Origin of the sequence: Prosthecobacter sp., from assembly GCF_029946185.1 — a bacterium.
GTDB lineage: Bacteria > Verrucomicrobiota > Verrucomicrobiia > Verrucomicrobiales > Verrucomicrobiaceae > Prosthecobacter.
Map to the genome: position 1 here is coordinate 1 of NZ_JAQSEA010000118.1, position 22,076 is coordinate 22,076.

Sequence of the window (22,076 nt, forward strand, 5' to 3'; positions counted from 1 at the left end):
CGGTTGTTCAGCCTGGGAGCCAATGGAGGCACCCTGGAAGCCTCCGGGACGGGGGATTTGAAGTTCACCAACACGGGCAGCATGGGTTTCAACGGTCAGACAGGGGCGCGCACGCTCACCTTGCTGGGCTCCTATCTTGGGTTCAACACCATTGCGGCCGTCATTGGTGACAATGGGGGCGCGACTTCAGTGTTAAAAAATAGCGGGGGAAAATGGGTTTTTACCGGTAACAACACCTACTCAGGCACGACCACCATCAGCGGAGGGGTGCTGCAGATAGGCCACAACACCGCCAGCGGAAGCGTGGGGACGGGCAATATTGTGGACAACGGGGTGCTTGTGTTGTTCCGGTCAGACGCCTTCACCTTGTCCAATGTCATCAGTGGTACAGGAACAGTCAGCCAAGCCCAGGGAATGGCCACACTCTCGGGACTGAACACCTACACCGGGTTCACCTCGATCAGTGGCGGCACCCTGATCGCGGACACTCTGGCCAATGGCGGGAGCGCCAGCAGCATCGGGGCATCCTCGTCCGCGGCCAACAACCTTCAGGTCAACGGAGGTACGCTCAAGTACACCGGTGCAGGTGCGAGCACTGACAGACTTTTTAGTGCGGGAGTGACGACAACCATCGACGCATCGGGAACCGGAGCTTTGAATTTCACCAATACAGGATCGATGGGGCTGTCTTTTTCAGCAGCGCGTATGCTCATGCTCACCGGGACCAACACCGACAACAACACGCTGGCTGCATTGATCAGTGAGAACTCGGGGGCCACCACGCTGCTCAAGAGCGGCGCTGGAACCTGGGTGCTGTCCGGAGCGAATACCTACACAGGTAAAACCACTATTGCCGGTGGGGTGCTCTCGATTTCAAGTCTTGCCAACGGAGGCTCCGCCAGCAACATCGGAGCAAGCACGAGTGCCGCGACCAACCTGGTGCTCAATGGAGGTGCGTTGCAGTACACCGGTGCGGGAGCCAGCACCGACCGGCTGTTTAGCGTGGGCACGAGCGGCGGCACGCTGGATGCCTCCGGGACTGGGGCGGTGGACTTCACCAACACGGGCAGCATGGGTTTCAACAGCCAGAGCGGCGTACGCGTCCTGACCCTCACAGGCACAAACACGGGGAGCAACACTCTCGCTGCGGTGATCGGCGACAACGGCGGGGCCACTTCGCTGGTGAAATCTGGCAGCGGCACCTGGGTGTTGACCGGAACGAATACCTACTCTGGCACCACGACCATCAATGACGGCGTGCTGCAGGTCGGCAATGGCAGCACCACCGGCAAGCTGGGCAGCGGTGGGGTGATCAACAAAGCCAGTCTGGTGGTCAACCGCTCGGACGCAGTGACGATCTCCAACACCATCAGCGGCAACGGTTCATTCATTCAGGCGGGCGCTGGAACGACCACGCTCAGCGGCAGCAATTCGTACACCGGGGCGACGATCATCACCGCAGGGGTCCTCAAAGTCTCTGTCATGGCCAACGGCGGGAGCAGCAGCAACATGGGCGCAGCGTCAAACGTGGCTGAGAATCTGGTGCTCAACGGAGGCATCCTGCAATACACCGGAACAGGTGCGAGCACGGACCGGCTGTTCAGCCTGGGCCTTGCCAGCGGAGGCATTGATGTGTCCGGCAGCGGCAACTTGAACTTTACCAACACGGGCAGCATGGGGTTCAACGGCGAGAGTGGTGAGCGCACGCTGGTGCTTTCCGGGACGAACACGACCGGGGTGAACGTCATCGCCGCAGCCATCGGAGACTTTGGCGGGGCCACCTCAGTGAGCATCGAAGGCGACGCCACCTGGCTGCTCACCGGAGCCAACACCTACACGGGAGCCACGACCGTGAGTTCCGGGGTGTTGAAAATCGGTGGCAGCAATCTGGAATCAGCCATCATTGTGGGAGCGCATGCCACCTTGGAATTGAATGGACTGAACACGCGCATTGGCTCGCTGGCCGGCTCAGGCACCGTGCAAAACAACTCCACCACTGCGGCCACGCTGACGACCAGCGGCAACAACTCCAGCACCATCTTCAGCGGAGTCATTCAAGACGGTGGATCAGGAGCGTTGTCCTTGGTCAAAGAAGGTTTGGGGACGTTCACGCTGACCGGCACCAACACCTATGCCGGAACCACCACGATCAGTGCGGGCGAGCTTCAGATCGGCTCGGGAGGCACGACGGGGACGCTCGGCACGGGAGCTGTGACCAACAACGCCAGCCTCATCATCAACCGTTCGGATGCCCTCACCGTTGCCAATGCGATCAGCGGCAGTGGTGCCTTCACGCAAGCGGGTTCAGGCACCACGACGCTGACGGGTGACAACAGCTACAGCGGGAGTACGACGATCAACGCAGGGGTGCTGAGTGTGTCTGTTCTCGCGAATGGTGGCAGCAACAGCAATCTGGGGGCGTCCACCAGTGCTGCGACGAACCTGGTGCTCAATGGTGGCACTCTGCAATATACTGGCGGAAACACCCGCACGGACCGGCTGTTTAGTGTTGGCAGCAACGGTGGCACCCTGGATGCTTCGGGCACGGGAGCGGTGAACTTTACCAACACTGGCAGCATGGGTTTTAACGGTCAGAGCGGCATCCGCACGCTGACGCTCACCGGAACGAATGCCGGTGACAACATTCTTGCGGCAGTGATTGGTGACAATGGTGGTGCGACGGTGCTGACCAAATCCGGCACCGGCACCTGGGTGCTCACGGGAGCCAACAGCTACACCGGCACCACGACCATCAGTGAAGGCACGCTGCAGATCGGTGACGGTGGCACCACGGGTTCTTTGTCCACGAGCAGTGCTCTCGTGAACGATGGCACTCTGGCATTCAAGCGCACGGATGCGGTGACGCAGGGAACCGATTTTGCCAGTGTGATCAGCGGCAGCGGTGGGGTGACTCAGGCCGGGAGCGGGACGCTGACCCTCAATGGTGACAATACCTATGCAGGGGCGACGAACGTGCGCGCCGGCACGCTGGAGGTGACCAGCAACAATGCGCTGGGCACGGGTGACGCAGGCACCACTGTGAGCAGCGGCGGGACGCTGCTGCTCAACAACGTGAACTACAGCACTTCCGAAGCGCTGAAGCTCAATGGCAGCGGTGCGGGCGGTGGAGGGGCGCTGCGCAACAACGGCACGAGCACCTACACGGGAGCGATCGCGGCTGAGACGAATGCGAGCATCAATACGGGTGGTGGTGTTTTGAATCTGACGGGCGGTCTGGTGAAGGACGGCACCGTGCTCACCATTACGGGTGGTGGGACGGTGAATGTGAGCGGCACAGGCATCAGTGGAACCAGCGCCAGCTCGGATCTGGTGGTGGATGGAACGACGCTGGTGGTCAGCGCCGACAGCGACTACAACGGCCCCACGACGGTGCAGAACAATGCCACTTTGATCGCCAACGCTGCGGTGACGACGACACGGCTTGATCTCAGCAGCGACAGTCTGCTGGCTGGAACGGGTGCCATCACCACGGCGGTGAACCAGTCCGTCTTCATCAATGGCACGCTCAGCGTCGGTGATCCGGGGGTGGTGGCAACGGCGACGAACTTTGCACTCACTACGTCGGGCTCGGCTGCTGTGGTGATGGGCGCGGGCGGCGTTATCCGGCTGGATCTTTTCAGCGGCGCGGGTCTGGGAAACAATCTCAGCAATTCCACGGCGGCGGATTCCATCAATCTTCATGGTCAGCTGGACGCCACGGCTGGCGGCACTGTGGTCATTGGCAATCCCAATGGCATGGCCGGCTTTCATGGCGGTGACCAATGGCAGCTTGTTCATCTCAATGCCGGCGATGCGAATGCTGGCGGCTTCATCTCGACGCTTGCTTTGAATGACAGCAGCTTGGGGCTGGCGAGCGGTGTTACCAGTTATCTTGATCAATCCGATGGTGTGTTCTCCATCATCGACACGAATGGCGGGCTGGCGCTTGCCGCTGTCCAGGGGCAGGCATTGATTGCAGGCAGCAACACGGTCACGAGTGATCTTAACGGGCATCTTTTTAACCTTCGGTCTGGCGGCGGTGAGGAAGATTCTGACTCTGATTCCATTACTGCCGCACTTGATGAAGGAGTCATTGTTGGTCAGGGGGACGGCGACCCCAAGAAGGAGTCGCCCATTGCCAAACGTGTGGCGCGTTCGCGTCAGTGGGAGGTGTTTGCCACGGTGAACTACGGCAATGTCAAACTTAACGCGATCCGGACTCAGTCTGGTGTGCAGGTGGACTCCTGGGCGTCTGGAGTCGGTGCCGAGCGTCATTTCTCACGGGGGGTGACGCTTGGATTCGCGGCGTCCTTTTTGCAGAGCAGCCAGGGGTACACTGGAAATGCCGGCAGTGTGGATCTCGAAGGTCCGGCGCTCTCTGCCTACATCTCCTATGTGCGTGGCAGGTTCTGGAACAGCCTGCTCTACAGCTTTGGCACCTATCAGATGGACTCCATTCGCAATGCGGGTGTGCCTTTCCCGACGGCCTTTGGCTCGACCCGTACGTACACGCACTCGGTGCAGTACAACACGGGCTGGAGCTTCCGCTTCCAGAACGACACGCTGGTGACTGGCCCCTTTCTCGGGGTGGACTACTTGTATGGCTCGGTGGACGCCTACAGTGAAACTGGGGGTGGTCTGGCGGCCTTGCGTTACAGCGCGCAAAGCTTTCAATCGCTGGTCAGTCGAGTTGGCTGGTCTGCGTCCAAGCAGATGAAGACGCGCTTTGCGACGATCACTCCGCAGGTGCAGCTGAGCTATGAGCGGCAGAACATTAAAAATAACAACGGCAGCAGTGTGTCGCTGATCAATGTGCCCTTTTCGGCCACTGGTGGCAGTCAGACGCCCGGCCAAGACTATTTGGTGGCTGGGATGGGGGTGAGCTTTGCTTTCACGGACCAGTTCAGCCTCATGTTGTCCTACCAGGGGCAGTTTTTCCGCCATGATATGCAGGCGCACTTTGGCAGCGTCCGCTTCAGCTATCGGTACTAGGAGAGGCTGCGCTTGTCTTTCAGAAGGCGCGGTGGTTTGCGGAGGCAGCCAATCTTACGGTGGCACGCATGCAAGCCAGCGGCAGAGGAGTGCGGCGGGACACGTTGCGGACGCCCATTCTTCGCTAAAGCTACGAATGACAAGCTGCTGGAACCCGGCGTGGCTTTGAGGAGTGCTGGGTTTGCTGGCCCGGATTGTCTGCGATACCCAGGGTCGCCTCGCTGAGGCTTGGCTGACCCTGGGCTGAGTCCGCAGCCCCTTCAGGGCTGGTGCGAAGCGGGGAGGGTGTGGCAAAGAGAAAACAGACCTGTTTTCAATAGATCGTGGTATTAGAGCAGGCGCTTGCTCTTGAAGTAAACGATGGGCAGGATCGCGGAGAGGACGATCAGGATCATGACGAGGATGAAGGCCCAGTCGTTGTTGGCGGCGGGTAGGCCGACGTTCATGCCGTAGATGCTGGCGATGAGGGTCGGAGGCATGAAGAGCACGCTGGCGACGGTAAAGATCTTGATGATCTGATTCTGCTGGATGTTGATGAGGCCGAGGGTGGACTCCAGCAGGAAGGTCATCTCCTGCGTCTGCTGGTTGGTGTAGTCGTCCATGCTCTTGATGTCGCGCATGACGCTGCGGAACTGCGCGGCGAGGTCTGCGCGCATCCAACTGGCGGCGTTGTTGAGGAAATACTGGAGCATGCGGCTGATGCTGAGGAGGCTCTCGCGTACATTGGCGACGAGGGCGCTGCGGCGGCCGAGGAGCTTGACGACATCGCTGAGGTCTTTTTCCATTGCCGCGTGCGCTTTGTGCGGATCGAGGCTGAAGATGTCGCGGCAGATTTTTTTCATGTCGCCTTCGACGCTCTGCAACGCATCGGCGATGCGGGCGACGATGAGTTCGAGCAGGAGGAGAAAGACCGCATCACTGGTGAGGGGCATGGTGCACTGACGCTTCGCCTGATCCGCGAGAATGCGGAAGGACAGGGGGTCTGCATAGCGCACGGTGGTGAGGCAGTCCGGTGCGATGACGAAGGAGATGGAGGTGTTGTCGGGATCTGGATTGTCCAGACCGACGGGGAGCCACGCGGTCATGTAGAGCGTGCCCTTCTCGGTGTAGAGTCGGCTGGATTCCTCGATCTCCTGCATTTCTTCACGCGTGGGGAGCTGGTATTCGAGCCATTTTTCCGCTTCGAGTTCCTCGGCACGGCCGGGGTTCAGCAAATCGAGGAAGACGAGATTATCCGGGAAGGGATGGGTCTTTTCGTCATTCCAGTCGATGAGCTGTCCTTGCTGTGTGATGAGTCGAACCATGCGTGCGTACGTGTGCGGGGGTAGCGTGAAGGGTAGTCGCGCAGGCACTGTGTGCCATAGCAATCTCGCCCGGATGTGTGTCAGTAACGTGGCGTGGAGGGATCGACCATGTCTGACCAGGCCTGGATGCCGCCGCGCATGCTCTGGGTGTGGGCAATGCCGCGCTGACGTAAAAACTCCGTGGCGCGGAGGCTGCGCATGCCGTGGTGGCAGTAGATGATGACGTGCTCCTGCGGATCGGTGAAAAGCTGTGGCGCCAACTCACCAAACTGGGATAAGGGCACCAGCTGGGCGTTTGGCAGGTGGCAGATATGCCATTCGCTTTCCTCGCGGCAGTCAACGAGCCGGAACGTGCGCTCGCCGGGACGCACCAGCAGACTGTTGACGTCCGTGGGGTCGATTTCGAGCAGTGTTTCCGGTGTCATGACTTCAGCAGCTAATCATCAAGGGCGAACCGTGACGGGGGTGCCTTTGGTGACGTTGTTGTAGAAAATAGTCGCCATGTGCGGCGGCATGCGAACGCAGCCATGGGAGGCGGCGTAGCCGGGGAGGAAGCCCTCATGCATGCCGATGCCGCCAACGAAGCGCATGAAATGGTGCATCTTGGAGCCTTCAAACTTTGCGCCGGGAGGTGCTTTGTCCTTGGTGACGTCAACGTTGGCCACGACGACATTGCCTGAGCTGTCTACAAAGTCGCCGTAGAGGTTGGATTTGTGCCACTGGTCCTTCTCGGTGACCTTAAAGTTTCCCGTTGTCGTCGCATGGCGTTCGTCGCCAGTGGAAAGCGCGGACACACCGGCGAGTGCGCCGCCTTTGTAGAAGTAGGCCTTCTGATCGCTGATATCAATGGTGATACTGGGAGCTCCGGACATGCCATCTCCATCCCAATAGGAGTCCTGATCGGCGTTGTACATTGCGGAATGCGGGACGGTTCCGGTGGAAAAAGCTTCGAGGTACTGCGTCTGTCCACGGGAACTCGAACTCTGGCAGGAAGCCAGGAGTGCGAAGGCAGAAAGAAGAACAAGACGGAGGGCTGGAGGGATCACCAAATGACTCATGCGTGGGGGTTACGTGTGTGAGGCGTGAAAAGCCGCGACCATATGCCGTGGCGCGGCGTGTCTGTCCAGCTTCAATCAATGCACGTCGTGATCGGCGAGGTAGCGCTCGGCCTCCAGGGCGGCGGCGCAGCCTTGGCCGGCGGCGGTGATGGCCTGGCGATAGACGTGGTCGGCGACGTCACCGGCGGCGAAGAGTCCTTCGGTCTTGGTGCGTGTGCCTTGGGTCTGCAGGATGTAGCCATTTTCGTCGGTATCGACGAGATCGCCGAGGAACTTGCCGTTGGGGACGTGGCCGATGGCGACGAAGACGCACTTGAGTTCCAGCTCGTTTTTCTCGCCGGTGACTAGGTTTTCGAGGGTGACGGCGCGCATTTCGCCCTTTTCGTCGGTGAGGTATTCAGAGACGGTGGAGTTCCAGACGGGCTTGATCTTCGGATTGGCGAGGGCGCGGTCAGCCATGATTTTTGAGGCGCGCAATTCGTCGCGGCGATGGATCAAATAAACGGTGCTGGCGAATTTGGTGAGGAAGCTGGCTTCTTCGCAGGCGCTGTCGCCGCCGCCGATGACGCAGACGGGGACGTTGCGGTAGAAGGCGCCGTCACAGGTGGCGCAGCTGGTCAAACCGCGGCCGATGAGGCTCTTTTCGTTGGGCAGGCCGAGATGCTTCGGGGAAGCGCCAGTGGCGACGATGACGGTGTGGGTCTCATAGACGGTGCCGCCGTCGGTGTGGACTTCGAAGTGGCCTGCAGCGGTCTTTTTGACGCTGCTGACGAGGGAGTACTCGATGCGTGCGCCGAACTTTTCCGACTGGGTCTGCATGTTCATCATCAGCTCCGGGCCCATGATGCCATTGGGGAAGCCGGGGAAGTTTTCGACCTCTGTGGTCGTGGTGAGCTGGCCGCCGGGCATGTTGCCGGAGAGGATCAGGGGCTTGAGGTTGGCGCGGCCGGTGTAGATGGCTGCGGTATAGCCGGCGCAGCCGGTGCCGATGATGATGACGTTTTCCATGGTGTGGTGTGGAGGGGGAGAAAAGGTCGCGGAAGATGAAAAGGCAGGGCGGGGGTGCAACCAACGCTTTTTACAGACTCGTTGTTGGAGTTTCCCGACTCCCGGCTTATTTCAAAATAACAACGATGTCCAACCCCGCCCCGGATGCCAAAGCCAGCCGCAAATCGCTGGCGACGCTGTTTTTCTGCACAGCGCTGCCGATGGGGATGTGGAGTGTGCCGCTTTCGAACGTCTTCAATGCGCATGGTCGCGGGCATCTGGTGCCGTGGGTGTTCGCCACGACTGCGACTGCTGCGTTCATCTCGCCGCTGTTTGTGGGGGCGCTGGCGGATCAAAAGCATTCGCCGGTGCTGCTGCTGCGCTGGCTGACGGCGGCGACGAGCCTGGCTCTGCTGCTCACTTGCGGTGCATTGGCCTGGGGCTGGAGTGATGCTGCGGTTTTGGTTTGTGCGCAGGTGCTGGCTCTTTGTGCCCTGCCGGCCTGGAGCGTGACCAGCAGCATTGTGTTCTCTCAGTTGCATGACGCCAAGGTGCAGTTTGGCCCGTTGCGTGCCTGGGCCACGGGGGGGTGGATGGTGGGCTGCTGGATCGTGAGCTTTGTGCTGCGTGCCGATGCCTCGCTGGTGGCGGGAGTGACCGCTGCGGGGCTATGGCTGGTGGTGATGAGCCTTACCTGGCGGCTGCCGATGATCCCGCCCGGCGAGGTGGTGCAGCACCGCACCTGGAAGCAGATCCTCGGGCTGGATGCTCTTGGGCTGCTCATTCACCGCGATCACCGCGTGGTCTTCCTAACGGCGGCGTTGTACTGCATTCCGCTGGCGGCTTTCTATCCGTATACCTCACGCCAGTTGCACGATCTCGGCGTGAAGAACATCTCTGCGGTTATATCGCTCGGGCAGACGACCGAGGTGGTGGTCATGCTGCTGCTGTCGGGATTGCTGACGCGTGTGCGTCTGAAGTGGGTTTTCCTCTCGGGCATCGCCATATGCGTGGTGCGCTACTCCTTCAACACGTTCAACACGCTGCCCAGCGTGTTGTTTGGCACCTTTCTGCACGGCTTTGCCTACACTCTTTATTTCATCACGACCCAGATCTATCTGGAGGAGCGCATTGATCCGAAATGGCGGGTGCGTGCGCAGGCGCTGCTGGCCATGCTGATGAGCGGGGTGGGCAATCTGCTTGGGTACCTGGGTGGCGGCTGGTGGTTTGATGCCTGCACGGAGGGTGAAAGTACTGACTGGTCGCGATTTTGGTGGGGCGAGACGGCGCTGACGGCGGCGGTGTGTGTGTTCTTTGCTGTCGCGTATCGTGGGCGGGTGGCGAAGGCGTAGAATGGGTGGCGTCAGACCGACCGTTCGCATGGAGGTAACGAAATGCCCACAGCACGCGGGCATCCGGTTGTGCGCTGGGTGTGTTTGGCGGACTGCGGTTTTGAGCACGCAAAAGCTCCCTTCGCCAAACCTCCCGGCTCTGGGAGGCGTACGCAAGCCGCCGTGTTTGCCGTACGCTCGCAAACGGGCGGGCTGTCGCCACACCCATTCTACTTTATGCCAGCCCGGCACGGACGAGGAGGGCCATGGCGTCGGGGTCGCGGCCCATGAAGTTTTGGAAGAGCTTGGCGGGGTCTTCGGAGTTGCCTTTGCTGAGGATGGTGTCGCGGAACTCGCGGCCGACGGTGGGATTGAGCACGCCTTCCTGCTGGAAGCGGGTGAAGGCATCGGCATCGAGCACTTCGGCCCATTTGTAGCTGTAGTAGCCGGCGGCGTAGCCGACCGGGCTGCTGAACAGATGGCCGAAACGGCGTGCCATCGTTGGCTGCTCGGTTTTGAGCTGCATGACGTAGCCTTTCAGAATGGAGCGTGCGAGTTTGTCGAGGTCCGCGCCTTCATCGGTGGCGTGGTGCATGTGCAGTTCGAGGTCGAGCTTGCCAAATGCGAGCTGGCGCATGATGTCGCTGGCGCTGCGGTAGTTTTTGGCGGCCAGCAGCTTCTTGAAGAGCCGAGGGGGAATGGTTTCACCGGTTTCATGATGGCGGGCGAAGAGATCGAGGCTCTCGCGCTCCCAGCAGAAGTTTTCCATGAGCTGCGAGGGCAGTTCCACGAAGTCCCAGTAAACACTGACGCCGTTGAGCGAGGGAATTTCGACGTTGCCGCAGAGCTGGTGCAGGAGATGGCCGAATTCATGGAAGACGGTGGTGACTTCGTCATGCGTGAGCAGAGCCGGCTTGCCATCGACCGGCGGTGTCATGTTGCCGCAGATGAGGCCGAGGTGCAGGCGGCGGTCGCGCTCGCCACTGGGGGGGACGCCCATCTTGAGGTAGTTCATCCAGGCACCGCCGCGCTTGGAGTCACGCGGATGCCAGTCGGCGTAGAAGGAGCCGATGTGCACGCCCTTTTCATTGCGCACTTCATAGAACTTCACTTCCGGGTGCCAGACCTCCACGGGGCCTGCTTTGCCGGGCTGGGTGCTGACGTTGGCGGGAGCTTCCTGGCCGGGCTCGACATACACGACTTCGCGGCTGACGATGCGAAGGTCGAAGACTTTCTCTGCCAGCTGGAACATGCCGTTAAGCACCCGGTCGATGGGGAAGAAAGGGCGTAGCTCCTCTTCATCAAAATCGTACTTGGATTTGCGCTGGCGTTCGCTCCAGAAGGCGACTTCCCAGGGCTCGAAGAGATCGACGTCTTGGTGGACGTTGTCGGCGCGGAACTCCTGCAGTTCGATGGTTTCACGCTTGAAGGCTTCATGAACCCGCTCGTAGAGGTCGGTGATGAAACGGAAGGCGCTCTGGCCGTTCTTGGCCATGCGGTGGTTCAGGACATGATCGGCGAAGTTCGCCTTGCCCATGATCTGCGCCTTTTCATGGCGCAGGCGCAGGATGTTCCAGACGAGTTCGGTGTTGTCATGCTCGCCGCTGCGGCCAATGCCAGTGGAGCCTTCCCAGACCTGATGGCGAATGCCTTCATCTTCGAGGTATTCCATGACCGGAATCATCGAAGGGGCCTTCAAGGTGAAGCGATAGACTGGTTTTTCTGGGGTGCCGAGGGTTTTGGCCAGGGCGTCCGCCTTTGCGGCGTCGATGGCGGTCTGTGGCAGACCTCTGAGACGATCCACGTCTTCAATGAGCAGCTCCCACTTGTTCGTGGAGTCGAGCACGTTCTCGGAGTACTTCTGCGTGTGCTTGGAGAGTTCGGCTTCGATCTCCTCGACACGCTTCTTCTTGTCCGGCGACAGGTCGGCACCCGCCTCGATGAAGCCTTCCATGGATTCCTGCAGGGCACGCTTGTGCACGGGGGTGAGCTGCCTGGCCTCGTCGGTCTTGCTGTAAGTGACAAACAGGTCCCAGAGATGCTCATTGAGAGGGATCTTGGCGAAGAAGGAGCTGACTTCCGACAGCATCTTGTTGTGCGCCTCACGCAGGGCGGGGGAGTTGCAGAGGGAATCGAGATGGGTTACCAAGCCCCAGGCTTCGTTCAGCTCCCGAGTGCATTCGTCCAGGCCGAGCACGACGGAGTCAAAGTTCATCAGCTTGCCGCGATCCTGATCGATGACGGCATCCAGATTCGCCTGCGCTTTTTCAAGAGCGGCGCGGATGTCGGCTTCGATGTGTTCGGGGGTCAGGGTGGACCAGCGGATGTGAAAGTCCGGAGTGAGGAAAGGTGCTGCCATGGGTTGGGCTTTTTTTAGCTCGGGCGTTTGGGGGAGGCGGAGTATGGAGCGGATGCGGGGGGCTGCAAATGAGATTGGTATTCAGAAATTGGCTTAAAATACCGCGCGAATTGACAAAGCGTTCGCGCTTCACAACATGGGAGAATCGTGTCCGACACCACTCCTCTCCGCCGCACTCCCCTGCACGCCGTCCATGTGGAAATGGGTGCACGCATGGTGCCCTTTGCGGGATGGGACATGCCGGTGATGTATACGGGCATCGTCGATGAGCACAAGGCGGTGCGGCAGAGCGTTGGCGTGTTTGATATTTCGCACATGGGGCAGTTCATCGTGAGCGGGCCCGGTGCCGAGGCCTTTCTGAACCGGGTGCTGACCAACAACATCACCAAGCTGCAGCCGGGTCAGGGGCAGTACACGCTGCTGCTGACCGGACTAGGCGGAGTGATTGACGACCTGATTGCCTACCGGACCAGTGAGCGTGAATTTTATCTCGTCGTGAATGCTTCGCGCATTGATGCAGACTGGGAGCATCTTGAAACCCAGCTCAACAAGGATGACGATGTGATGATGGCCAACGCGAGTGATTTCACCGCCGGGCTGGCCATCCAAGGACCGAAGGCAAGGGAAGTGGCGGCGGCGGTGTTTGGCAATGAGACCTCTTTTCCCGAGCACAACACCATCCTCGTCACCATGACCGACACCGGGCCGATGTGGCTCTGCGGCACGGGCTACACCGGTGAGGAAGGTTTTGAATTTTTTATGCCCATGGAGACGGCGGAAATGTGGTTCCGCAAGATCGTGGAGGCCGTGAAGGCTGCCGGTGGCATGCCCTGCGGGCTCGGAGCCCGTGACACGTTGCGTCTTGAGATGGGCTACCCGCTCAATGGCAATGATCTTTCTGAACAGCGCACGCCGCTGCAGGCGGGGCTTGGCTTCTTTGTGGATCTCGACAAAGGAAACTTTACCGGGCGAGAGGCGCTGGTGGCGCAAAAAGCTGCCGGACTGCCTGATAAACTGGCCGCTTTTCGCATGACGGGTGCTGCCCCGCCGCCGCGCCCGCATTATCCCGTGGCATTTGCCGGGGATATCATCGGCGAGGTGTGCAGTGGCACGCAGTCTCCCAGCCTTGGTGTGGGCATAGGCATGGCCTACGTGCCGCTGAGCGCCGCCACGATCGGCAGCACGCTGGAAATCGAAATCCGCGGGCGGCTTTTCCCGGCGGAGGTGGTGAAGAAGCCATTTTATCGCAAGCCGTCTGTTTAATTCCCAACCGACATCCCCATGAGCAACGTCCCTGACACACTCCGCTACCGTGAATCCCATGAATGGATTGATCCCACGCAAAGCCCCTCTCCGGTCGGCATCACGGATCATGCGCAGGCGGAACTGACAGATGTGGTCTTTGTGGATCCCCCTAAAGTGGGTGCTCAGGTCACGGCAGGGCAGCAGGTGTGCGTGATCGAATCTGTCAAGGCGGCTAGCGATATCTATGCTCCGGTGGCGGGTGAGATCGTGGCTATCAATGAAGCGCTCGGCAGCGATCCGGGGCTGCTCAACCGGGAGCCTTACACCGGCGGCTGGATTTTCAAGATCAAGCCATCCAGCCCGGCGGAGTTTGACGCTCTGATGGATGCCGGGGCCTATGGCAAGCACATAGCCTGAGCAAGGTGCCATTTTGAGTGCTTTTCCGGTTTTTTTCCGGCTGCATTGAGTAACAAATTCGTTACTCGTTCCGGACTCTCGCCCATGCCTCCCGAAGCATCTCCCTCCATCGCCACTGTTCCCGCCGGCTTTCAGCTCAAGCCGATTGACGGTTATCACCGCCGCCACCGCACCTTTCCAGCCAACGGCTGGGTGGAGCGCCTGACCAACCGCCTGCAGGATCTCGCTGAGTCGGTGATTGCGCATTGTTCCATTCAGGGTGATCCGCCGATCTATGACTCACGGCACTTCCCTTGGGTGAAGGACATCGAGGCGGACTGGCAGAAGGTGCGCGCCGAAGTCGATTCGATCATGAAATACCGCGATGCGATGCCGAGCTTTCAGGACATCGTGAAAGAGGTCGGCATGATTCAAGGTGATGACCAATGGAAGACGTTCTTCCTCAAGGGCGTCGGCATGGACTGCGAGGAAAACGCCCGTCACTGCCCGGAGACGATGAAGGTGCTGGCAAAGATCCCGGGCTGCACCACCGGCTTCTTCTCCATCCTTTCACCGAACAAGCACATACCCCATCATCGCGGTCCCTTTGCGGGTGTGCTGCGCATGCACCTTGGGCTGATGGTGCCGGAACCGCGCCACCAGTGCCGCATCCGCATCGCCGACCAAGTCTATGCCTGGGAGGAGGGCAAGGCGATCATCTTTGACGACACGTACAACCATGAAGTCTGGAATGACACCGATGGCTACCGTGTGGTGCTGTTTGTGGATTTCGAACGCCCTCTGCGTGCGCCGTTTAACTTCATCAATCACTGGATCATCAATCTGGCGGCACTGGCCCCCTTTCTGCGGGAGGCCAAGGGCAAGCAGAAGGCCTCGGAGAAAAAATTCTGGGCGCTGTTTGGCAAGTGACACCGGCCCCCGGCTAGGTAGCGTGGTGGCCTCCTAAACCGCCCCGTTTTTCGATGCCCACAAATTTCTCCCGCCGCCACATTGGTCCCTCTGCCGTCGAGGTGGAGAGCATGCTGCAAACGCTTGGTTTCAAAACGCTCGATGATCTGATTGATCAAGTGGTGCCGGAAGGCATTCGCGTGCGTGAACCGCTCAACCTGGCACCGCCGCTGAGCGAGGAGCAGGCCCTGCGCCGCATGCGGCAGATCATGGGGCTGAACAAGGTGATGCGCTCGTTCATCGGGCTCGGATACCATGACACTTTCACGCCACCGGTCATCCAGCGGAACATCTTGGAAAATCCGGGCTGGTACACGGCGTACACGCCGTATCAGGCGGAGATCGCGCAGGGTCGGCTTGAGGCTTTGATCAATTTTCAGACGATGATCCGCGACCTCACGGCGCTGGACGTTGCGAACGCCTCGCTGCTCGATGAGGGCACCGCGTGTGCTGAGGCATTGGGGCTGGCGGTGGCGCAGGTGGCCGGGGCTTCGCATGTGTTTGTCTCAGACCAGTGCCACCCGCATAACATTGAAGTGGTGCGCACACGCATGGATGCTTTGGGGATTCGCGTGGAAGTGGGAGACGTGATGAAATGGAAGCATGATGGCACGAAGGGACTGGCTGCCGTGCTGGTGCAGTATCCTGACACGCGTGGCATGATTCATGATTTTGAATCGCTGGCTTCAGAGACGCATGATGCGGGTGCATTGCTCGTCGTCAGCGCTGATTTGCTGGCGCTCACGGTGCTGCGGCCGCCGGGTGAATTCGGCGCGGACATTTGCGTGGGCAACAGCCAGCGCTTTGGCGTGCCGCTGGGTTTTGGCGGACCGCATGCGGCGTTCATGGCGGTGAAGGATGCGCTGAAGCGGCGTCTGCCGGGACGTTTGATCGGTGTTTCGAAGGATGCCTCCGGCAAGCCTGCCTATCGGCTCTCTTTGCAAACACGTGAGCAGCACATTCGCCGTGAGAAAGCCACCAGCAACATTTGCACGGCGCAGGTGCTGCTTGCCGTGATGGCGTCGATGTATGCGGTGTATCACGGGCCGCAGGGGCTCAAGACTATTGCGCACCGGGTGCATGGTGCGGCGGTCTGGCTGGCTGGCGAGCTGCTGCGTGCAGGCATGGATGTGCTGAGCGATGACTTCTTTGACACGCTCAGCGTGCGCGTTCCGAACGCCGATGACCTGCTCAAGGGTGCGCTGATCTTTGGTATCAATCTGCGCAAGATCGACGCCACCACCGTGAGTATCGCTTTGGATGAGCGCGTGCGGGAGGACGAGCTGCTCAACCTGCTCACCGCCTTTGGCATTTCCAAGGCGCAGCGGCCGCCGGTGATTGATGACGAAAGCCCGCTGAACTGCTCCGCGCGGCACCACCGCACGTCCGAATTTCTGACGCATCCGGTGTTCAATTCGTACCACTCCGAGACGGAGATGATGCGCTACTTGCACCGTCTGGAGTCGAAGGACATCGCGCTGAACAGGAGCATGATCCCGCTGGGTTCCTGCACGATGAAGCTGAATGCTGCGGCGGAGATGATGCCGCTGAGCTGGCTGGAGGTGAACGGGCTGCACCCCTTCGCGCCGCAGGATCAGACGGAGGGTTATCACACGATGTTCAGTGATCTCGAAGGCTGGCTGGCGGAATGCACCGGCTTTGACGCGGTGTCGTTGCAGCCGAATGCGGGATCTCAGGGTGAGTATGCCGGACTGCTGGCGATCAAGCGCTTCCATGCCGCGCGTGGCGAGGAGCACCGCGATGTCTGCCTGATTCCCACTTCGGCGCATGGTACGAACCCGGCCAGTGCGGTGATGTGCGGCTTTAAAGTGGTGGCAGTGACGTGTGACATCCAAGGCAACATTTCGGTCGATGATTTGAAGACGAAGCTGGAGGCGAACAAAGACAAGGTGGCCGCGCTGATGGTCACCTATCCTTCGACGCATGGTGTGTTTGAAGAGTCCATCGTCGAAATTTGCGGACTGGTGCATGAGCATGGCGGGCAGGTGTACATGGACGGTGCGAATATGAATGCGCAGGTGGGGCTGACCTCGCCGGGGCGCATCGGCGCGGATGTGTGCCATCTGAATTTGCACAAGACCTTCTGCATTCCGCATGGCGGTGGCGGGCCGGGCGTCGGTCCCATTGCGGTGGCTGCGCATCTGCGTCCGCATTTGCCAGGGCATCACACCTGGGGGGCTGATATCCATGAAGGTGCGGTGTGTTCCGCGCCATGGGGCAGCGCGAGCATTTGCACGATCTCATGGATGTATGTTGCGATGATGGGGCCGCGTCTGGTGGATGCGACCAAGATGGCGATCCTCAATGCGAACTACATTGCGAAGAAGCTGGAGGCGAATTTCCCCACGCTGTACAAGGGGACGAAGGGATTCGTCGCGCACGAGTGCATTCTGGATTTCAGCCATTTCCACAAGGTGACGGTGGAGGATGTGGCGAAGCGGCTGATGGATTTTGGCTATCATGCGCCGACGATGAGCTGGCCGGTCACTGGCACGCTGATGATCGAGCCCACGGAGAGCGAGAGCCAGGCTGAGATCGACCGGTTTTGCGAGGCGATGCAGTGCATCCATGCAGAGATGACCGGCGTGGAAAGTGGTGAGAGCCACCCGACGGACAACACGCTCAAGCAGGCGCCGCACACCGCTGTTGCCGTGACTAAGAGCGACTGGCCGCACGCCTACACGCGGGAAGCCGCCGCCTTCCCGCTGCCGTGGGTGCAGGAGGCCAAGTACTGGCCGCCGGTGTCGCGAATCGACAATGTCTATGGTGACCGCCATCTGATCTGCACTTGTGTGAGCGTGGAAGAAGCGGCTGCAAGTTGAGGATTTTTGATGCGTTTCACGGCGCATGAAATTCTACCTGGCTATTTTTGCTGCTCTCGTCTTCGCTGCCGGCATGCGTGCAGCGGAGGCACCGCGTCCGAACATTCTCTTCATTATTTTTGATGACTGGGGCTGGCAGCATGCGGGTGCCTATGGCTGTGACTGGGTGAAGACGCCGAACTTCGACCGCGTGGCGAAGGAGGGGGTGCTATTTAAAAATGCCTTCACTTCCAATCCGAAGTGCAGCCCCTGCCGGGCGACGATCCTCACGGGGCGGAATTCCTGGCAGCTTGAGGAGGCTTCCTGTCATGGAGGCATTTTCCCGCCGAAGTTTGCGGTGTATCCTGACCTTCTCGAAAAGGGCGGCTACAACGTGGGCCTGACAGGCAAGGGCTGGGGGCCGGGCGATTTCAAACTGGAAGGCCGCACGCGCAATCCTGCCGGGCCGAGCTTTGATGAGTTCAAACAAGAGGTTCCGGCGAAGGGCATCACGACCACGGATTATCCGCTCAATTTCGAGGCCTTTCTGAAGCAGCGTGACCAAGCAAAGCCGTTTTGCTTCTGGATGGGATTCAAGGAGCCGCACCGCTCCTACGAACTGGATTCTGGTGTGCGGCTGGGTAAGAAACTGGCGGATGTGAAGGTGCCCGGCTATCTGCCTGACAACGCGACGGTGCGGGGTGATCTGGCTGACTACGCGATCGAGGTAGAGTGGGGAGACAAGCAGATTGGGCAGGCACTTGATATGCTGAAGAAGTCCGGCCTGCTGGAGGATACGCTGATCATTGTGACGTCAGACCACGGCATGCCATTTCCACGGGTGAAGGGGCAGATTTATGAAGACGGCTATCATCTGCCGCTGGCCATGCGCTGGGGGAAGGGGATCAAGGCGGGGCGCGTCGTGGAGGATTTTGTCAACGTGCGCGATCTTGCGCCTACGTATCTGGAACTGGCGGGACTGCCGAAGCATGAGCAGATGAGCGGGAGCAGTCTGGTGAACATTTTGCGTAGTGAGAAGAGCGGCTTTGTGGAGGATCGGAAAATCATGCTGGCTGGCAAGGAACGGCATGATCTGGGACGTCCGAACGACTGGGGCTATCCCGTGCGCGCCATCCGCACGCCGGAGTTTTTCTACAGCCACAACTACCACCCGGAGCGCTGGCCGGCCTGCGATCCTGAAACGGGCTATGGCAATGTCGATGATGGCCCGACGAAATCGTGGATCGTGGAGAACAAGGGGTTCTTCTATGATCTTGCTTTCAACTACCGCCCGGAGGAGGAGCTTTACAATATTGCCCAAGATCCTGAGTGCCTCAAAAATTTGGCGAAGGAACCACAGTTTGCTGCGAAGAAGCAGGAGTTGCGCGGGAAGATGGAGTCTATTTTGAAGGAAGAGAAAGACCCGCGCGCGCTCGGCAATGGGGCGATTTTTGACACCTATCAGTACGTGGGAAATCACAGCAAGAAGGGCTATGCGGAGTGGGAGGCACGCCAGCGGGGAACACCGCTGCCGGATGCACCCAAGAAGAAGGGGAAGAAGGGCGCGGACGATTGAGATGATGAACTCGACTTTGGTGCGTTTGCGTCGATAACAGGCGCATGCGCTTCCTCTCTGTTTTTCTGCTGCTCGGGTGTTTGGGTTTGAATCTGCACGCTGCTGAGAAAGCGGCCACGCCGGAGGCTCTGGTGGCCGAGCTCTACAAAGCGGCGAAGAAAGACGCGTCGCCGTTCTTTCAGGACAAGGATCGTGCGCTGGTGAACCATTACTTCTCCAAGGAACTAGGCGATCTCATTTGGAAAGACACGATCGATTCCAAAGGTGAAGTGGGTGCGCTGGGCGCCGATCCGCTCTACGACGCGCAGGACACTGAGATCAAGGAGTTCGTCATCAACAAGGCGAAGACCGAAGACGGCAAGACCACCGTGCTGGTGACCTTTGTGAATTTTGAAGAGAAGCAGCGCCTCACCTACCATTTCGTTCAGCAGGGCGGAGCGTGGAAGATCAGCGACATCCAGTATTCCTCCGGGTATGCGCTGCTGAAGCTGCTGAAGGACAGCGTGGGGAAATAAGGAGAGCGGCCGGTTTACTTAGCGGCAGCGCCTTCTTTTGGCGCTTCTGGCGGGCGGCGGAACTTGCTGCCATTCTCGGTGTTGCCGCCACCGGAAGCCGGGGGCCCGCCGGACTTGGCAGCGCGCGCCTGCATGGCTGCTGCGCGTTCATCGGGATCGAGGACGCCGTTTTTATTGGTGTCGAATTTTTCCAGGAGCCTCGCCATCATCGGGCCGCCGCCTTTTGTGGGTTCGGTGGTGGTGCCGGGTGCGCCGCCTTTGGGGCTGCCGCTGCGGCGTTCCTGCATGGCCTTCAGGGCGGCTGCTTTCTCATCGGGGTCCAACGTGCCGTTTTTATTGGCGTCGAATTTTTGCAGCAGCATCTCCTTCATTTTCTCACGGCCCTGGCCTTTGGCACCTGCGGCATCGGGGCGCTGTTTTGGTGCGTCTTCGGCGTGGGTCAGCGAGAAACTGACCGTGAGGGCGAGGAGGAAGGAGAGCAGGAGTTTCATGGCGGTGGTGGGTTCAGGCGGTTGAACACCGGCGGCGCGGGGAAAGTTTCACGGCATCTTTCCCCGCAGCCTCGGCTTGCCCTTTTGGCCGGAGGCTTTACTCTCACGGCGGGTCGGTCGGAGTGATCGCTGGTGTTCTTGCTGCAAGGCGGGGATGCCAGAGGAAAGTCCGGACACCATAGGGCAGCATGCCACATGAAAGTGTGGGGGGTGCGGTGCAAGCCGCATTCACAGACAGTATCACAGAAAACAAACCGCCCTCCGTAGCTTGAAAGAGCGAAGGTGGGTAAGGGTGAAACGGCGGGGTAAGAGCCCACCGCCCCAACCGCGAGGAAGGGGGCACGACAAACCTCATGCGGTGCAAGACAGAACAGGAGAAAGGCCCGCCTGGCCGCAAGTCCCGCAAGGGATGGATACCTCCGGGTAATAGTCGCTCCACTGCGCAAGCAGGGGCAGGCTGAGCGATCAGCCTGACAGATAAATGATCACAGCCAGGTGCCGAAGGGCATCGGGGACACAGAATCCGGCTTATGAGGGCCGATCCACAATGAAGGCGTCGGGAGAAATCCCGGCGCCTTCGCCTTTGGGGAGCGCATCACGTGATCCATCGCGCTCCCACTGCTGGATGGCGTTATTTCTCCCGCAGATTCAGGAAACCCGCAGATTATTTCATGAATCCAATCTGCGGGTTTCCTGAATCGGGGGGGAATACTTTGAGGAATGCCTCACAAACCGAGGTCGCCTTCGGCCATGACGGTGTGTTTGGAGGCTTGGCGGAGTGACTCGGGTAGAAGGAAAAGGTGGCAGACGTGCTGGGTGCGGCGCAGGAGGGCGGGAGTGGGGGACCAACTGGAGTCGTCAGGGAAGGTGGCGGTGGTTATGAGGGAGGCACCGCCGGGAAAGAGGCCGGGTTCTTTGACGAGGAGGCCGGTGAGGGCGTGCAGCTCGGTCCGGTCCTCCTGGGTGGTGAAGCTTTCCAGAACATCCCAACTGCGCAGGCCACGCACAAGCCGGTGGGTGACGAGGAGGTAGGAACTGAGTGTTCCTGAGGCATCGACTAGGCCGAGAAAGTGATGCGGGCGCACGGGGGAACGGCAGAACCACCGCAGGTAGTCGGGGGTGATCCATTTCTCGATGCGGTCCGAGCGCTGGTAGGGGCGTGAGATGGCGGTGACTTCGGCGGGATCTGTCACCACGCGCTTGTGCGTGGGCAGGGAGGGCCACCAGGAGTGTCCGCGCAGGTGGGAGGCGGGTCCGGCGGGGAAGTAGTGGCGGGTGACTGTCTGCTCCGCGCGTGCGCCGAGCTTGAGAAGCGCGGTCTGGACGCGGGGGCTGGGGGTTGTGTGAGTGATGATGCGGTGGGAGGCCACCTCGCGCTGCTGCAGAAAGACGAGGGCTGCGGCTTTGGGGAACTGCTTGTCCACGCAGAAGGTGGTGGAGTACAGCGCCTGAAAGGGTTGCTCCTGCCAGGCATAGAGGGCGGGAATGGAACCGCCGTAAGCGACTAAACGCCCATCGGCATGCACCCAGCGACCGCGTTCTTCGTTGTCTGCGGCGGCGGGGTTTTCATCCCACCAGAAGCGCAGGCGCTGCTCCCAGCCGGGGCCCTTCTGAGGTGGGATGTGCCGCCTCAAAAACTCCGCCAGCTCCGCCCGTGCCGTGGGGGTATCGGGGTAGGGGCTGATGTCGAGTTTGAGCATGAGTGTTCGCTGAGAACTCCTAAGTTCCACTATTAGACCCAGTCCTCAAGCGAGTTCCCTGATTATGGATATTGCAATTAATGACATGCTTGAATGGCACTTGATTAAGACTGGGCGTCGAGGAAATCATCCATTCACTGACGAAGCCGAAAAGTGTCACGGAGCGCGGGACTTTAGTCCGCAGCAGGTCGTCCGCGTGGGATGTGTGATGGCTCGCACTGAATGCCGCAAACACGGTGATGTCGGGTGTCGAGAAAGCAGCATGTCAAAGCGGGGCAGGTTTGTGCAGCGGAATAAATTCCGCGCTCCGAGGAGCGCTGCGCACAAGCGG

General features: G+C 60.0%; 15 protein-coding genes and 1 other RNA gene. 9 read left to right on the top strand and 7 right to left on the bottom strand.

Annotation, left to right across the window (positions count from 1 at the left end; genetic code table 11):
- A partial coding sequence (locus PSV43_RS09475) for an autotransporter-associated beta strand repeat-containing protein (protein WP_300196121.1) occupies nucleotides 1-4,992 on the top strand: 4,992 nt, incomplete at its 5' end.
- A gap of 329 nt (nucleotides 4,993-5,321) precedes the next feature.
- On the opposite strand, the gene PSV43_RS09480 is transcribed toward PSV43_RS09475, so the two are convergent.
- From PSV43_RS09480 to trxB, 4 genes are all read right to left on the bottom strand, one after another.
- Entirely contained in the window at nucleotides 5,322-6,296 is a 975-nt protein-coding gene (locus PSV43_RS09480; RefSeq protein ID WP_300196123.1) for a magnesium transporter CorA family protein, read from the bottom strand.
- Between the two features lie 80 nt (nucleotides 6,297-6,376).
- Nucleotides 6,377-6,721, bottom strand: a complete 345-nt coding sequence (locus PSV43_RS09485) for a rhodanese-like domain-containing protein (RefSeq protein ID WP_300196125.1) — start codon at nucleotides 6,719-6,721, stop codon at nucleotides 6,377-6,379.
- An 18-nt stretch (nucleotides 6,722-6,739) separates the two neighbouring features.
- Nucleotides 6,740-7,354 (bottom strand): L,D-transpeptidase family protein, encoded by a 615-nt coding sequence (locus PSV43_RS09490; protein ID WP_300196127.1) that lies wholly within the window; start codon nucleotides 7,352-7,354, stop codon nucleotides 6,740-6,742.
- Between the two features lie 75 nt (nucleotides 7,355-7,429).
- Entirely contained in the window at nucleotides 7,430-8,362 is a 933-nt protein-coding gene (trxB, locus tag PSV43_RS09495; protein ID WP_300196129.1) for a thioredoxin-disulfide reductase, read from the bottom strand.
- Between the two features lie 125 nt (nucleotides 8,363-8,487).
- Here trxB and PSV43_RS09500 point away from each other — a divergent pair, with 125 nt between their 5' ends.
- Nucleotides 8,488-9,693: an MFS transporter gene (locus PSV43_RS09500; protein WP_300196131.1), complete on the top strand. Its 1,206-nt coding sequence runs from the start codon at nucleotides 8,488-8,490 to the stop codon at nucleotides 9,691-9,693.
- 214 nt (nucleotides 9,694-9,907) lie between these two features.
- On the opposite strand, the gene PSV43_RS09505 is transcribed toward PSV43_RS09500, so the two are convergent.
- Nucleotides 9,908-12,031, bottom strand: coding sequence for a M3 family metallopeptidase (locus PSV43_RS09505; RefSeq protein WP_300196133.1), 2,124 nt, complete (start codon nucleotides 12,029-12,031; stop codon nucleotides 9,908-9,910).
- A gap of 147 nt (nucleotides 12,032-12,178) precedes the next feature.
- On the opposite strand from PSV43_RS09505, the gene gcvT reads away from it, so the two are divergent.
- From gcvT to PSV43_RS09535, 6 genes are all read left to right on the top strand, one after another.
- The gene (gene gcvT / locus PSV43_RS09510) at nucleotides 12,179-13,294 is read left to right on the top strand and encodes a glycine cleavage system aminomethyltransferase GcvT (RefSeq protein ID WP_300196135.1); all 1,116 of its coding nucleotides are present in this window, start codon (nucleotides 12,179-12,181) and stop codon (nucleotides 13,292-13,294) included.
- Nucleotides 13,295-13,312: 18 nt separating this feature from the next.
- Entirely contained in the window at nucleotides 13,313-13,693 is a 381-nt protein-coding gene (gene gcvH, locus PSV43_RS09515) for a glycine cleavage system protein GcvH (protein WP_300196137.1), read from the top strand.
- Nucleotides 13,694-13,777: 84 nt separating this feature from the next.
- Nucleotides 13,778-14,602 carry an aspartyl/asparaginyl beta-hydroxylase domain-containing protein gene (locus PSV43_RS09520; protein WP_300196139.1) on the top strand — a complete coding sequence of 275 codons (825 nt, stop codon included), beginning with the start codon at nucleotides 13,778-13,780 and terminating at the stop codon, nucleotides 14,600-14,602.
- A gap of 53 nt (nucleotides 14,603-14,655) precedes the next feature.
- Nucleotides 14,656-17,484 (top strand): aminomethyl-transferring glycine dehydrogenase, encoded by a 2,829-nt coding sequence (gcvP, locus tag PSV43_RS09525; RefSeq protein WP_300196141.1) that lies wholly within the window; start codon nucleotides 14,656-14,658, stop codon nucleotides 17,482-17,484.
- 25 nt (nucleotides 17,485-17,509) lie between these two features.
- Complete coding sequence (locus PSV43_RS09530; RefSeq protein ID WP_300196143.1) at nucleotides 17,510-19,039, top strand: sulfatase; 1,530 nt, start codon at nucleotides 17,510-17,512, stop codon at nucleotides 19,037-19,039.
- A 44-nt stretch (nucleotides 19,040-19,083) separates the two neighbouring features.
- Nucleotides 19,084-19,554, top strand: coding sequence for a DUF3828 domain-containing protein (locus PSV43_RS09535; RefSeq protein WP_300196145.1), 471 nt, complete (start codon nucleotides 19,084-19,086; stop codon nucleotides 19,552-19,554).
- A gap of 14 nt (nucleotides 19,555-19,568) precedes the next feature.
- Here PSV43_RS09535 and PSV43_RS09540 read toward each other — a convergent pair whose 3' ends face one another.
- Nucleotides 19,569-20,045: a hypothetical protein gene (locus tag PSV43_RS09540; RefSeq protein WP_300196147.1), complete on the bottom strand. Its 477-nt coding sequence runs from the start codon at nucleotides 20,043-20,045 to the stop codon at nucleotides 19,569-19,571.
- Nucleotides 20,046-20,155: 110 nt separating this feature from the next.
- Between PSV43_RS09540 and rnpB the strand changes: the two genes are divergently transcribed.
- Nucleotides 20,156-20,593, top strand: an RNA gene (rnpB, locus tag PSV43_RS09545) — RNase P RNA component class A.
- Between the two features lie 177 nt (nucleotides 20,594-20,770).
- On the opposite strand, the gene PSV43_RS09550 is transcribed toward rnpB, so the two are convergent.
- Complete coding sequence (locus PSV43_RS09550; RefSeq protein ID WP_300196149.1) at nucleotides 20,771-21,745, bottom strand: hypothetical protein; 975 nt, start codon at nucleotides 21,743-21,745, stop codon at nucleotides 20,771-20,773.
- Nucleotides 21,746-22,076 lie beyond the last annotated feature (331 nt).